Below are 14323 nucleotides of genomic sequence, written 5' to 3' on the forward strand. Positions count from 1 at the left end.
GTAAAACCAGAGCTTGGGGAATCACCACGCAACGAGGAGAAAGGTAATGAAGAGTTCAGGCGTTCCGAAGGCCTTGGTCATTGGTGGTTCCCTGGGAGGGCTGTTCGCCGCCACGGCGTTACGCGCGATTGGTTGGCACGTCGATATTTTCGAGCGATCCCCCGCGGCGATGGATAGCCGTGGCGGTGGCATCGTTCTGCAAGCGGATGTCCTGCACCATTTTCGTTATGCGGGCATTCATCATGCAGGTGCGCTCGGTGTCCGGTCCCATGATCGGCTCTATCTGGATCGAGCCGGTAGCGTCGTGCATAAAGAGCCGATGCCGCAAACTCAGACGTCCTGGAACACACTGTACAGCTCATTATTTTCTGCATTTCCTGCTGAGCATTATCACCGTGGCAAGACGCTGGTTGATCTGACCCAGAATGAGCACAGGGTGACTGCGACTTTTGCAGATGGCAGCAGTGCAGAGGGAGACTTGCTGATTGGTGCGGATGGCGCGGGTTCAACCGTGCGAAGTGTGGTGTTGCCTGGGGTGGAACATACCTATTCGGGGTATGTGGTCTGGCGTGGGCTTGTCGATGAAGACCGACTTCCAGACTTCGCCAAAACGCAGCTTTACGAGGACTTTGTTTTTCAGCAGGACCCTGAATCGCTGATGCTGGAATACATGGTGCCGGGATTGAGTGGCTCGGTTAATCCTGGCGAGCGTCGTTTCAATTGGTTGTGGTACTTGAAAGCTGCACAAGGACCGGAACTGGACGCTGTACTCACTGATAGCAATGGCCATCGGCGTAGTCACTCCATTCCACCCGGGGCCTTGGCCACTGGGCAGGATGCTTACATACGGGAAATGGGTGAGCGACAGGCGAACCCGGCTTTTCGAGAACTGATTCGCCAGACCAAGGATATTTTTGTGCAAGCGATCCTTGATCTGAAAGTCCCTCAAATGGTGTTTGGCCGTGTGCTGTTGACTGGAGACGCCGCGTTTGTGCCGCGTCCTCATACCGCCGGAAGCACGGCCAAGTCGGCTCGCAATGCACTGTCCCTGGCTCAAGCAATCGACGCCATCGGCGACATCGATAATGCCCTGCTGGCTTGGCAGCAACAGCAACTTGCAGAAGGCAAGCGCATGGGGGATTGGGGGGTGAGTATGGGCAATCGGATTATGGGCATCGCCCAAGCCTGATATAGCTGCTCAAACCGGACTTATTGGCGACGCGTTGTGCGGGTTCAGAACGACCGGTCCCCGCCGTGGGCATGTACCTGCTCCTAGATGCAACTCTATTAATCAATAGATCATTTGGTGAGTTTTGATTATCATCCGATCAATTGGAAGATCGCAACCCTCTTCAATTCATCAGGCCATTGAGCACAGCCATGCAAGACTCCCATTGCCTGGTCATGCACAGTCGCTACCTTTACCTTTCGATCTCGGAATCCGTTACATGGATAAGTTGCTGGCGCTGAAAATGTTTGTCGAAACGGTGCGCTGTGGTGGTTACTCGTCTGCGGCGCGTAAGCTCGGCATCTCCACTTCGTCAGTGACGCGGCAGGTAGCGGGGCTGGAAAGTGAGTTGGGCGCCAGCCTGCTTAACCGCACCACGCGCAACACGAGCGTCACTATGGCGGGGCAGCACTATTTCGAAAAAGCCGTGTCGATCCTCGAGGCCGTCGACGAAGCCGATGCCGTCGTTGCCGACCGTGGCAGCGAAGCCCAGGGGCGTTTACGGGCCAGCGTCCCGGTGGAATTCGGCCGGCGTATCATCGCTCCGCACTTGGGGCGGCTGCTTGAGCGCCATCCCGGCCTGGAGATCAGTCTCTCGCTGAGCGACGAGGTCAGTGACCTGCTCAGTGAGCAAATCGATGTGTCAGTGCGTCTCGGTTCATCGGTCGTCAGTGATGACATCGTCAGCAAGCGGCTGGGTGATTTCCAGCGTTGGGTTGTGGCGAGTCCCGAATACCTGACGCGAGCCGGCCTACCCCGACACCCCTGCGACCTGCTGGAGCATCAGTGCTTGCGTTTTGATTACCGCACGGGCCACCACAACTGGACATTCCAGGGTGATGAGGACGTCATCCGCTTGAATGTGCAGGGACGGCTGCAAAGCAACAATGCCGACATTCTTCGCGAAGCAGCATTGGCCGGTGGGGGGGTGACACTATTGGCCGATTGGCTGGTGCGTGACGATGTCAGCGCAGGCCGGCTGACGCGGGTGTTGGAGCAATATGAGGTCAACCCTGGCAGTGCAAGCACCTGCATCAATGCGCTGTATCTGCCCAACCACCGTGGCTCCAGTCGCATCAATGTATTCATAGAGTTTCTTCAGGAAATACTCGCGCCCTAAGCACGTCCTGTGCATTAGGCAAGACCGCGTTGCGCGTCGCTTTTGATCGAATCGAAATACCGGCCGAGACCACCGCGGCGTACAACCCATCACCAATGCTGGCGACCAAGGACTGATTGCCCTTGCGGCTTGTCAGGCCTACGCCAAAGCAGTATCAGCACCGAAGTGAAAAAGAGCGGCCGGGTTGGATGCGTCAACATCCCGCCCGACGTTGGTCATTGCGCAGTGCGGCAAGCGCTTCAGGTCAGAGCCATTCGAGGCGTAGAAATCCATACATGTTCACTGTGCGCGTTCACACATGGCTCTTCAGAAGTTCGGCTACCAATTGCTCCAGGCGTTCGCCTCCCAAATTATCAACAGCCAATTGCCAAAGTTGCCCTTCTACAGGCGCTGTGATCTTCATATAAACGCCAGAACAATGATGCAAATAGCGATCAATCACAGAGCTCGTCGATACCAAGAGGATGATCTGCTTTTTTTGCCGTACTCGTCAGAGCGTTCCAAGGGTCAACTCCATCGCCAGTGCAGCGGACAATGCGAGCATAATCAGCAACGCGATAAACATCAGGCTCAACTGAGCGACCTGCTTATAAAGGGCTATCGGCCTTTTCGTGATTCGAGCAATTGATTTATTAGAGGAAGCCATCACCAATTCTCACTTTTCCGCGGAACACGTAATAGCTCCAGAAGGTGTACATCAGGATCACCGGCAGGATGAACAGCGCGCCGATCAGGGCGAACAGCCGACTGCTGGCCAGTGATGCCGCCGCCCACAGGCTGACGGATGGCGGGATGATGTTCGGCCAGATGTTCAGTGCCAGGCCGATGTAACCGAGGAACATCAGCACCAGGGTGAACACAAGCGGCCAGTGCGTATGACGTTGGCGCCGGCAGTGTCGGGTCGAGTTTTTCCGTGCCGAATTCTTCGAGCAACAGCAGTTGCCGAGTGTACGGCTGAACCCCGAACAATGGGCTGGGCTTGCCGTTGTCGCGCGTTTCATTTTTCACCCCTCGCGTCATGCCGATTCTGGCAAGCCACACCGTCCCCATGATGTCCGAGACGACAGCTGTTGCGGGTACCAGGGGGTGGTGCAACTAATGAGCCATTTCAATAGGGCGAAGAAAAAGTTCAAATTAATTAACAAGCTGTTTCTGAGGGTTTCAAGCGATCGAAAGGTGAGAGGGGGAATATTCCTCAAATTTGGTGGCAAACGCCCGGTTGAGTGGGTGTAATGCCCCATTTATGGAGATAGTAGCGACCCTGTTTCACCGACCGCTTTTGGTAGGGGTTGCTTGCGCTGAGGCGACGTGGATTTAACTGGTCGAGAAGGGCTGCTTCTGACTGTAGATTCAACCGGTCGATGCAACAGATATTACTTTTTCGTCGATTTACTGCTGGCAGGAATATGCAGGTAAGACATCACGCTTTCGGTCAGTTCGGTCGCCAACTTGACGGCTTCTTTGTTGCGAGCCATCACACCCGCCACCAATCCTTCGATTAATGCGAGCACGGCGATGTTGGAACTGGTCAATACTGGATGGTCGGCGGGGGCATATAGCACGTGTTCGGCAATGCTGGTGAGCGGCGATGCAGGTGAGTCGGTGATTGCCAGTACCGAGGCGCCGCGCTCATTGGCAAAACGTGCGAGTTGCAGGGTGTCGAGGGAATAGCGCGGCAGGGAGATCGCCAGCAATACATCCTGATCGGTGATTGCGGCCAGACGGTAAGCGGCGTTCTCGTTGCCGCCTTCCATGCTGATGGCGGTAGCGTCCGCACAGAAGGGCATCAGGGTCGAGGCGGCCAGACCGGCGAAGTAGACGCTGTTGCCAAAGCCGAGGATGTAGATTTTACGCGCTTCGGTCAGGCGGGTGACGAACGCTTCAAAGGCATCTTCAAGGTTGTTGGTCGCCGCCGTGGCGAGGTTGCTGCTGGCGCTCTGGATTTGCTCATGCAGGCCAAATGCGCCTCCCGGCCGATGTGCCAGTTCATTTCGAAGCTTGTCGACCGGCGACACCATCTGCTGCAAAGTCGCCACCAGCTCGGCCTTCATGCCGGTGTAGCCACCCAGGTTCAGAGCCTTGGCCAACCGATTGACCGCGGCTGGCGAGGTGGCGGTTTCATGAGCCATTTCTTCGATAGTCAGCGTCGCAGCCCTTAGTGGGTGACGCAGGATAAAATCCGCCACTTTGCGCAGTGACGGCTGTAAATCGTTAACGATTTCCGCCAGTTTGCGCATCACCGGCGCGGCATAGACCGTGGTGTTTTTCGTGGGGGTCGGCATGTCCGGCTCAACAATTCCTGAATGTAAGCGAAGGCTGCTGCCTTGGCATAATGGCGGGAGTGTATCCGAAGCCGACCCTCGGTGTGCAGAGCCTGGCCAAGGGGCGGTGTGTGGCGCGGATGGACTATTTCAAACTCCCGGACAGGAATTGCTGGAGACGCCCGGACTGTGGATTGACCAGCACTTCACGCGGATTGCCGCGCTCTTCGACCCGCCCCTTGTGCAGAAACACCAGTTGATTGGAAACCTCGCGGGCAAAGCCCATTTCGTGGGTCACGACCACCATGGTGCGTCCTTCGAGTGCCAGATCCTGCATGACTTTAAGCACGTCGCCGACCAGTTCGGGGTCGAGTGCCGAAGTCGGTTCATCGAACAGCATCACTTCAGGCTCCATGGCCAGTGCACGGGCAATCGCCACACGCTGCTGCTCACCACCGGACATATGAGCCGGCCAGGCGTCCATGCGGTGCGCCACGCCGACTTTGTTCAGGTAGTGCTCGGCTTTTTCCCGGGCTTCTTGCTTGTTCATGCCCAGCACATGCACCGGAGCTTCCATGACGTTTTCAAGGGCACTCATGTGCGACCAGAGGTTGAAGTGCTGAAACACCATCGATAGCCGTGAACGCATGCGCTGCAGCTGCCTGGGTTCGGCAGCCTTGAGCCCGCCGAGTTTGTTGGTCACCAGCTTCAGCTGTTCGCCATTGAGCACGATGTTGCCAGCGTTGGGCTGCTCCAGGAGGTTGATGCAACGCAGGAAGGTGCTTTTACCAGACCCACTGGAGCCGATAATGCTGATGACGTCACCGGCTTTCGCTTCCAGGGACACGCCCTTGAGCACTTCGTGGGCGCCGTAGCTTTTGTGAAGATCCTGAATTTCAAGTTTGTACATGGTTTCAACTCTCCGGAATCAGTCGCTGAGCAAACGGCCTTGGCGAATAGGGGTATTGCCGGCCACTTTGGCCAACCACAAACCAGGCTGGGCAAAGCGCAGGCGTTCACGGGCATACAGGATGCCGTCGGTGCTGGCGTGCACCACGCTGTGCTGATCGGTCAGCGGATCAATCACTTCGAAGAGCGGATCGCCGACCTTGACGTGGGCGCCCAACGGTTGCAGATAACTCACCACCCCCGGATGCGGCGCATAGGCGTACTGCGCACCGGCGAACGGTGTCGCTTCACAATGGCTCGGTGGCGCTGCAGGCCAGTCACCGCTGATCAGGTCTTGCTCGGCGAGATAGCCGAGAATGGCCTGCGCACTATCGACGCATTGCTCGCGCTCGGTGTCAGCCATGCCGCGCAATTCAATCGTGGTGGCCACGCACGCCAGCGGAATATTGGCTTCAGGAAAGCGCTCGGCCAGGTGCAGCCAGGGGATTGCACAGGCTTCATCGAAGGCGTTGCCTCCCGCAGCCTCGGCCAGCAGGGCCACGCCAGCGCCGAGGCGGGCGGCCAATGAGCGCAAGCGGGACCAGTTTTGCGGCATGGCATACAGCAGCATGATCGACTCGAAGTCGCAGTGCAGGTCCAGCACCACATCGGCATCACAAGCATGTTGCATCAACAGACGCCGCAAGCCATCGAGTTCCGATGTCGGTGCCGGCATGTTGGTGAGGGCATCGCCCATGGCGCGGCGGATCAGTGTGATGTTGGCGTTGGCATCGTTGCCCAGTTGACCTTCCAGTTGCTGCGCCACGGCCTCGGCGAGCTCCGGGAAGTCGCGATTGAAGTTCTTCCCGCTGGAGAATTCAAAGCGCCCCTGATGGGTGGCCTGGAACATCTGTGCGATACCAATCGGATTGGCCATCGGCACCAGTTCGATCACCCCGTTCAGGCGACCTTGCTCTTCCAGTTCCTGCAGACGGCGCTTGAGTTCGACGGCGACGCGCATCCCCGGCAACTCGTCGGCATGCAGGGAGGCCTGGATGTAGGCCTTGCGCGGCCCGCTGCCAAAACGAAACAGCGACAACTTTCGTTCTGTGCCCGAGGCACTCCACGGCAAAAGGTATTGAATGTGCTTCATAAAACTCCTTAGTGCTTGCGCGGTACCAGATAGGCCAGCCAGCGGCGCTCGGCCAGCTTGAACAGACGAACCAGGACGAAGGTCAGGGCCAGGTAGATGAGGCCGGCAGTGATGAATGCCTCGAACGGCAGATAGAAGCGCGAACTGACGGTTCGCGCGGCTCCGGTGATATCCACCAGCGTGACGATGGACGCCAGGCTGGTGGTCTGCAGCATCATCAGCACTTCGTTGCTGTACTGCGGCAGCGCCCGGCGCAAGGCCGACGGCAGGAGGATGCGGCGGTACAAGGTCAGGCGCGACATGCCCATGGCTTTGGCGGCTTCGATCTCGCCGTGGGCCGTGGCCTTCAAACTGCCGGCCAGGAGTTCCGCACTATAGGCGCTGGTATTGATTGCGAAGGCGAGACAGGCACAAAAGGTTGCGCTGGACAGGTAAGGCCAGAGCGCGCTTTGACGTACCGCTTCGAACTGCGCCAACCCGTAGTAGATCAGGAACAATTGCACCAGCATCGGGGTGCCGCGAATCACGTAGGTGTAGAGCCAGGCCGGGAAGTTGATCAGCGCTGATCGGGATACGCGCATCAGCGCGACAGGAACCGCAAGCACCAGGCCAACGGCCAGGGAAATCAGTAGCACTTTCAGGGTCACCAAAGCGCCGTTGAAATACAGCGGCAGGTTTTCCCAGATCAGGTTGTAGTCGAGAATCATGGGTGTGCTCCCAGTCACAGTTCGGCGGCTTTGATGCCGACCGAGTAGTGTTTTTCCAGATAGCGCAGCACCAGCAATGACACGCTGGTCAGCATCAAGTAGAGCGCGGCAACCGCGAGGAAAAACGTGAACGGTTCATGGGTGGCGTCCGCTGCGTTTTTGGCTTTGAACATCATGTCCTGCAAACCGATCACCGAGATCAGTGCGGTGGATTTGGTCAGCACCAACCAGTTGTTGGTGAACCCGGGAATGGCGAAACGAATCATTTGCGGCACCAGAATCCGCCAGAACACCTGAGCGCCACTCATGCCATAAGCCGCGCCGGCCTCTGCCTGACCTTTAGGGATCGCCATGAAGGCGCCACGAAAGGTTTCCGAGAGATAGGCACCAAAAATGAAGCCCATGGTGCAGACGCCGGCGATGAAGGGATTGATGTCGATGTACTGGGTGTAACCGAGTGCGAGGGCAATGCGGTTCATCAGATCCTGGCCGCCGTAGAAGATCAGCAGGATCAACACCAGGTCAGGAATACCGCGAATCAGGGTTGTATAACCTTCGCCCAGCACCGCCAGCCATTTAAACGGCGACAAACGAAAGGCCGCGCCGATCAGTCCCAGGGAAATGGCCATGGACATGGAGGTCAGGGCCAGATTAATGGTCAGCCAGGCGCCATCGAGAATGCTCGATCCGTAGCCGTGAAGCATGATGAAGTTCCTCAAGCGAGCGCCGGGAGGCGCGCGAGACAAGCCAAAAGCGGCGCCCGCAAGGGGCCGGCGCCAGGGTTTCGGATGAAGGCCTATTCGCCGTAGATATCGAAGGCGAAGTACTTGCCCATCACTTGCTGGTACTTGCCATTGGCGCGGATCGCGTCAATCGCTGCACTCAGGCGTGCAACGTTCGCGCTGTCACCTTTGCGCACCGCGATCCCGGCGCCTCTGCCGAAGTATTTCGGGTCGTTGATGTCCGGCCCTGCCAGTGCGAAACCCTTGCCTAAGGGTGTTTTGATAAAGCTCTCATCGGTGTTGACGATGTCTGCAAGCGTGGCGTCCAGGCGACCCGCAGCCAGGTCGAGAAAGGCTTCATTTTGCGAGGAGTAGCGCACCACCTCGACGCCGGCTTTCTCAAGCTGCTCGGTGGCAAAACGGTCATAGGTCGAGGAGCGTTGCACGCCGAGCTTCTTGCCTTTGAGATCGACCAGCGGGTCGTTGATCACGCTACCGGCCTTCATCGCGAACTTGCCCGGCGTGTGGTAGTACTTTTTGCTGAAGTCGACCGACTTCATACGGTCTTCAGTGATCGACATCGACGACAGCACTGCATCGATCTTGCGCACTTTCAGCGACGGGATCATGCCGTCGAATTCCTGGATGACCCACTCGCATTTGACCTTCATCTCTTCGCACAGCGCGTTGCCAATGTCGTAATCGAAACCACTGACGTTGCCCTCTGGCGTCTTGAAAGAGAAGGGTGGGTAGGCGGCTTCGATACCGATACGCAGGCTGTCGTCGTCGGCGTGTGCCAGCAAGCTTGCGACGCACAGTGCCAGAGCGCCTAGAAGTTCTGTCTTGTACATATTGTTGACTCCTTGGATGGGGCGTTTGGGTGGTAGGGGGGCTGCCGTCCGGTCTGGCAAGGTGGACTGTCCCGATGATTCACGAGGGTATAAATGACATAAAATATTTCACAAATCAACTGATTGAAAAAAAACATATCAGGGCTGGGCGGCACACAGGGTGCTGGTGGGCAGAACCTCACCTGTGTCATCAGTCCTTTGAACAAAAAAACGGGCGCCGATAAGGCGCCCGTTTTTTCATTCCAGTATCAAGGTTTTTGCGCTGTCCTTAACGTCGATCCAGCCAAACCGTTTGTGCATTACAGAATTCGCGCACCCCGAAATACGAGAGCTCACGGCCAAAGCCACTTTTCTTCACTCCACCAAAACTGACACGCGGATCGCTGGCGCTATAGCCGTTGATGAACACACCGCCGGTTTCAAGTTCGTCGGCCATTTGTTGGGCAAGTTCGACATTGCGCGTGAAGACAGTGGCGGTGAGGCCGAACTCACTGTCATTGGCCAGTTCCAGTGCATGGGCTGCGTCTCGGGCCGTGATGATTGAAGCCACAGGACCAAACAATTCCTGTTTGAATGATGTCATCTGATCGGTCACGTCGCCGAGTACGGTGGGCTCGTAGTAATTGCCGAGGCCTTCAGCTTTCTTTCCACCCAGCAGCAACGTCGCGCCTTCTTCCAGTGTGTCGCGCACCTGTTGATCCAGTTCGTCACGTAGATCGAAGCGAGCCATCGGGCCGATGTAAGTGTTGGTAGCCAGTGGGTCGCCGACAATCAGTTGTTGGGTGGCCTCGACGAACTTGCGGGTAAATTCCTCGACAATGCCTTGCTCGACAATCAGGCGTTTGGCGGCGGCGCAGACTTGTCCGGTGTTTTGATAGCGCCCGATCACCGCGGCTTTTACCGCCTCATCGAGGTCCGCGTCGTCGAGCACGATAAATGGGTCGGAGCCGCCCAGCTCCAATACACATTTCTTCAGTGCTGCTCCGGCCTGAGCACCGATGGCCATGCCCGCACGCACGCTACCGGTGAGAGTGACAGCCGCGATACGTGGATCGGCGATCGCCCTGGATACACCTTCCGGGGTGACATTGATGACCTCGAAAGCACCTTCAGGAAAGTCCGCTTGCTTGACGGCTTCCAGCAGCAGGTAGGCGCTGCCCATGACGTTTGGCGCGTGCTTGAGCACGAAGGTATTGCCGGCGAGCAAGGTGGGGACCGCGCCGCGCAGGACTTGCCAGATGGGGAAGTTCCACGGCATGACGGCGAGAATCGGGCCGAGCGGGCGATATTCGATGCGTGCCTTGCCGCCTTCAACCAGGGTCGGTTCTGCGCTCAGCATGGCGGGGCCGTGTTCGGCGTACCACTCGCAGAGCTGCGCACATTTTTCAATTTCACCGCGGGCCTGGGCAATCGGCTTACCCATTTCCTGGGTGATCATGTTCGCCATGGCCTCGGCATTGTTGCGCAAGGCCTGGCCGAGGTTGATCAAAAGCTGTGCGCGCCGTTCAACCGGTTCGCTGCGCCAGGCGCGAAACCCGGTAGAGGCCCGCGTCAGTGCGGCCTGCAGTGCCGAATCGGATTCGAAAGGGTAATGGCCGATCTGCTCGCCCGTGGTCGGGTTGATCGAAATGGCATGGGTAAGGCTGGAAACGTTGGGCATGGCACCGTCCTGCGAGGTAGGAATGTGCTCAGGTTATGGGGGTATATGTTTTCTGGAAACTGAATAATACTGAGCATAACGTTCACGTTTGGAGAATGACTTGGATCTGGTTCAGCTCGAAATTTTCAAGGCTGTCGCCGAGCACGGCAGCATTAGCGTGGCCGCCCAGCATATCCACCGGGTGCCATCGAATCTGACGACCAGAATCAAGCAGCTGGAACTGGACTTGGGTGTGGACCTGTTTATCCGCGAGAAGAGTCGCCTGCGCTTGTCGCCGGCCGGCTGGAGCTTTCTGGATTACGCTCGACGTATTCTCGACCTGGTTCAGGAGGCGCGCGCCACCGTGGCGGGTGAAGAACCGCAGGGAGCCTTCGCCCTGGGTTCGCTGGAAAGCACTGCAGCGGTACGTATTCCAGAGCTATTGGCCGCCTATAACCAGAAGCACGCCAAGGTCGAACTGGACCTGTCCACCGGCCCCTCCGGGACCATGATCGATGGGGTGCTGTCGGGGCGGCTGGCCGCTGCATTTGTCGATGGTCCGGTGCTGCATCCGGCACTGGAAGGCGTGCCTGCGTTCGAGGAGGAAATGGTCTTGATCGCACCGCTCAACCATGACCCGATTCATCGGGCGAAGGATGTGAATGGCGAAAACATCTATGCCTTCCGCTCCAACTGCTCCTATCGCCATCATTTCGAAAGCTGGTTCGCCAACGGTGCGGCGGTGCCCGGCAAGATTTTCGAAATGGAGTCCTATCACGGCATGCTGGCCTGCGTCAGCGCCGGTGCCGGCCTGGCATTGATGCCCCGCAGCATGCTCGAAAGCATGCCCGGATGTACGACCGTCAGTGTCTGGCCGTTGTCGGAGTCGTTCCGCTATCTGCGCACCTGGCTGGTGTGGCGCAGGGGGACGGTGTCGCAGAGCCTGACGATGTTTGTGCGCTTGCTTGAGGAGCGCGGGGTGGTGTTGGTCGAAAAATAGTGGAAAGTTAACGGTCTGTGCTGAAAAACCGGATAATGGCGGCCAAATCGTATAGCTCGTTATTCTGGTAAGCACACATGGAAATCAAGGTCAACTTTCTCGACAACCTTCGACTTGAAGCCAAGTTCGACGACTTCACGGTGATTGCCGATCAGCCCATTCGCTACAAGGGCGATGGCTCGGCGCCGGGGCCGTTCGATTACTTCCTGGCTTCGTCGGCGTTGTGTGCGGCGTATTTCGTGAAGTTGTATTGCGAAACTCGCAATATCCCCACCGAAAATATCCGCCTGTCGCAGAACAACATCGTTGACCCGGAAAACCGCTACAACCAGATTTTCAAGATTCAGGTCGAATTGCCTGCGGACATCTCCGCCAAGGACCGTCAGGGGATCTTGCGCTCCATCGACCGTTGTACGGTAAAGAAGGTGGTGCAAACCGGGCCTGAGTTTGTGATTGAAGAGGTCGAAAACCTCGACGCCGATGCCCAGGCGTTGCTGATGCCGCACTCGACTTGCGGAGCGGGCACCTACGTTTTGGGCAAGGACCTGCCGCTGGAGCAAACCATCGCCAACATGTCGGGCATCCTGGCCGACCTGGGCATGAAGATTGAAATCGCTTCGTGGCGCAATATCGTTCCCAATGTGTGGTCGCTGCACATCCGCGATGCGCACTCGCCAATGTGTTTTACCAACGGCAAAGGCGCGACCAAAGAAGGCGCGCTGGCATCGGCACTGGGCGAGTTTATCGAGCGGCTCAACTGCAACTTCTTCTACAACGATCAGTTCTGGGGCGAGGACATCGCCAACGCGGCGTTTGTGCATTACCCGGACGAGCGCTGGTTCAAGCCTGGCCCGAAGGACGAACTGCCGACTGAAATCCTCGACGAGTACTGCCTGAAGGTTTACGACCGGGATGGCGAGTTGCGTGGCTCGCATCTGTACGACACCAACTCCGGCAACACCCAGCGCGGCATTTGTTCACTGCCGTTTGTGCGCCAGTCGGACAATGAGGTGGTGTACTTCCCGTCCAACCTGATCGAAAACCTGTTCCTGAGTAATGGGATGAGCGCTGGCAACACGCTGGCCGAAGCGCAGGTGCAGTGCCTGTCGGAAATCTTCGAGCGCGCGGTCAAACGCGAAATCCTCGAAGGCGAAATGGCCCTGCCGGATGTGCCGCAGGAAGTGTTGGCGAAGTATCCGGGGATTCTGGCCGGTATCCAGGGCCTGGAAGAGCAGGGCTTCCCGGTGCTGGTCAAGGATGCGTCGCTGGGCGGGGAGTTTCCGGTGATGTGCGTCACCTTGATGAACCCGCGTACCGGTGGCGTATTTGCCTCGTTCGGCGCGCACCCAAGCCTGGAAGTGGCGTTGGAACGCAGCCTGACGGAACTGCTGCAAGGCCGCAGTTTCGAAGGCCTGAACGATCTGCCTCAGCCGACCTTCGAAGGTCAGGCGGTGACGGAGCCGAACAACTTCGTCGAGCACTTTATCGATTCCAGCGGAGTGGTCTCGTGGCGCTTCTTCAGTGCCAAGCCGGATTTCGAATTCGTTGAGTGGGATTTCTCCGGTCAAGGCGAAAACTCCAATGTCGAAGAGGCCGCGACCTTGTTTGGCATTCTCGAAGACATGGGCAAAGAAGTGTACATGGCGGTCTATGAGCACATCGGCGCCAAGGCCTGCCGCATTCTGGTGCCGGATTACTCGGAAATTTATCCGGTAGAAGATTTGATCTGGGATAACACCAACAAAGCGCTGCAGTTCCGCGCTGACATCCTGAACCTGCACAGTCTGAGCAAAGTCGGCCTGAGAACGCTGGCCAAGGGTTTGGAAAACAGCGAGCTGGATGATTACACCGACATCACCACCTTGATCGGCATCGAGTTTGACGACAACACGCCTTGGGGCAAGTTGACGATCCTGGAGCTGAGGCTGCTGATTTATCTCGCCTTGCAGAAGTTTGATCAGGCCAAGGATCTGGTGGAAGCCTTCTTGCAATACAACGACAACACCGTCGAACGCGGCTTGTTTTATCAGGCCGTGAACGTCGTGCTGGAAATGCAGCTGGACGATGATCTGGAACTGCGCGACTACGAGGTCAACTTCCGCCGGATGTTCGGCAACGAGCGGATGGACGCGGCGATAGGGTCCGTGGATGGCAGCGTACGTTTCTATGGTCTGACGCCGACGAGCATGAAACTGGAAGGGCTCGACAGGCACCTTCGCCTGATCGACAGCTACAAAAAACTGCACATGGCGCGGGCGAGGGTGGCGGCTTTGTACAGCTGATAGCGATATCAAAAAAGCACCTTGGGTGCTTTTTTGTTTTTTGGCGGCCGGCTAATCGTCTGTACGCGGTGGTCCCACTTTTTGGCTATGACATGGGCTGTGGCTGCCTATGAGGAAGCTCTTCTATATAGAAGGGCGTTCTGGCTCTTCTATCTAGGCGTCCTTTGGGCCGTTTTGCTGCTTTCTGCAGGTTATTGATAGAAAACCCGAATCAGTGCTTGACGGTAGATTATAGATGTCTATAATTCGCCCCACTTCCGGCGCAGTCTAAACGGAAAACTCCTTGGTAAACAACGAGTTACGCGGTTTTCGACAGCAGGTGCTTCAGTTCATCGAAGCCGAAAGGGAGTTGAAAAAGAGGTGTTGACAGCAGCGTGTAACGCTGTAGAATTCGCCTCCCGCTGATGAGAGATCTGAAGCGCAAGTGGTTGAAGTTACAAAGGAAACTTTGAAAGCTTCTGAAAATAATCAC

Annotated in this window: 11 protein-coding genes and 2 pseudogenes; 5 read left to right on the forward strand and 8 right to left on the reverse strand. The window is 57.2% G+C overall.

From position 1 onward, the window contains the following. Window positions 1-46 precede the first annotated feature (46 nt). The 3 genes and pseudogenes from AC1D1M_RS06180 to AC1D1M_RS06190 form a co-directional block, all read left to right on the forward strand. On the forward strand, window positions 47-1189 hold the full coding sequence (locus AC1D1M_RS06180; protein ID WP_477774933.1) for an FAD binding domain-containing protein: 1143 nt from the start codon (window positions 47-49) through the stop codon (window positions 1187-1189). Between the two features lie 259 nt (window positions 1190-1448). Then, entirely contained in the window at window positions 1449-2348 is a 900-nt protein-coding gene (locus AC1D1M_RS06185; protein ID WP_477774934.1) for a LysR family transcriptional regulator, read from the forward strand. 88 nt (window positions 2349-2436) lie between these two features. After that, window positions 2437-2517 (forward strand): annotated as a pseudogene (locus AC1D1M_RS06190) (lysis protein); the annotation flags it as partial. 463 nt (window positions 2518-2980) lie between these two features. On the opposite strand, the pseudogene AC1D1M_RS06195 reads toward AC1D1M_RS06190, so the two are convergent. From AC1D1M_RS06195 to AC1D1M_RS06230, 8 genes and pseudogenes are all read right to left on the reverse strand, one after another. Further along, window positions 2981-3235, reverse strand: a pseudogene (locus AC1D1M_RS06195) (cytochrome d ubiquinol oxidase subunit II); the annotation flags it as partial. 486 nt (window positions 3236-3721) lie between these two features. After that, a complete protein-coding gene (locus tag AC1D1M_RS06200; protein WP_477774935.1) occupies window positions 3722-4630 on the reverse strand; it encodes a MurR/RpiR family transcriptional regulator in 909 nt (302 codons plus the stop codon). 124 nt (window positions 4631-4754) lie between these two features. Continuing rightward, window positions 4755-5519, reverse strand: a complete 765-nt coding sequence (locus AC1D1M_RS06205) for an ABC transporter ATP-binding protein (RefSeq protein WP_477774936.1) — start codon at window positions 5517-5519, stop codon at window positions 4755-4757. 18 nt (window positions 5520-5537) lie between these two features. Continuing rightward, window positions 5538-6650, reverse strand: coding sequence for a succinylglutamate desuccinylase/aspartoacylase family protein (locus AC1D1M_RS06210; RefSeq protein ID WP_477774937.1), 1113 nt, complete (start codon window positions 6648-6650; stop codon window positions 5538-5540). An 8-nt stretch (window positions 6651-6658) separates the two neighbouring features. Further along, entirely contained in the window at window positions 6659-7357 is a 699-nt protein-coding gene (locus AC1D1M_RS06215; RefSeq protein ID WP_477774938.1) for an ABC transporter permease, read from the reverse strand. Between the two features lie 14 nt (window positions 7358-7371). After that, complete coding sequence (locus tag AC1D1M_RS06220) at window positions 7372-8061, reverse strand: ABC transporter permease (RefSeq protein ID WP_477774939.1); 690 nt, start codon at window positions 8059-8061, stop codon at window positions 7372-7374. A gap of 92 nt (window positions 8062-8153) precedes the next feature. Beyond that, window positions 8154-8930 (reverse strand): ABC transporter substrate-binding protein, encoded by a 777-nt coding sequence (locus tag AC1D1M_RS06225; protein WP_477764942.1) that lies wholly within the window; start codon window positions 8928-8930, stop codon window positions 8154-8156. Window positions 8931-9198: 268 nt separating this feature from the next. After that, window positions 9199-10590 (reverse strand): aldehyde dehydrogenase family protein, encoded by a 1392-nt coding sequence (locus AC1D1M_RS06230; protein ID WP_477774940.1) that lies wholly within the window; start codon window positions 10588-10590, stop codon window positions 9199-9201. 100 nt (window positions 10591-10690) lie between these two features. Here AC1D1M_RS06230 and ptrR point away from each other — a divergent pair, with 100 nt between their 5' ends. Together ptrR and AC1D1M_RS06240 are read left to right on the forward strand one after the other, a co-directional pair. Continuing rightward, a complete protein-coding gene (ptrR, locus tag AC1D1M_RS06235; protein ID WP_057396399.1) occupies window positions 10691-11569 on the forward strand; it encodes a putrescine utilization regulator PtrR in 879 nt (292 codons plus the stop codon). 77 nt (window positions 11570-11646) lie between these two features. Continuing rightward, window positions 11647-13851 (forward strand): OsmC domain/YcaO domain-containing protein, encoded by a 2205-nt coding sequence (locus AC1D1M_RS06240; protein ID WP_477774941.1) that lies wholly within the window; start codon window positions 11647-11649, stop codon window positions 13849-13851. Window positions 13852-14323: the final 472 nt, after the last annotated feature.

The organism is Pseudomonas sp. P1_F7 (genome assembly GCF_056405655.1).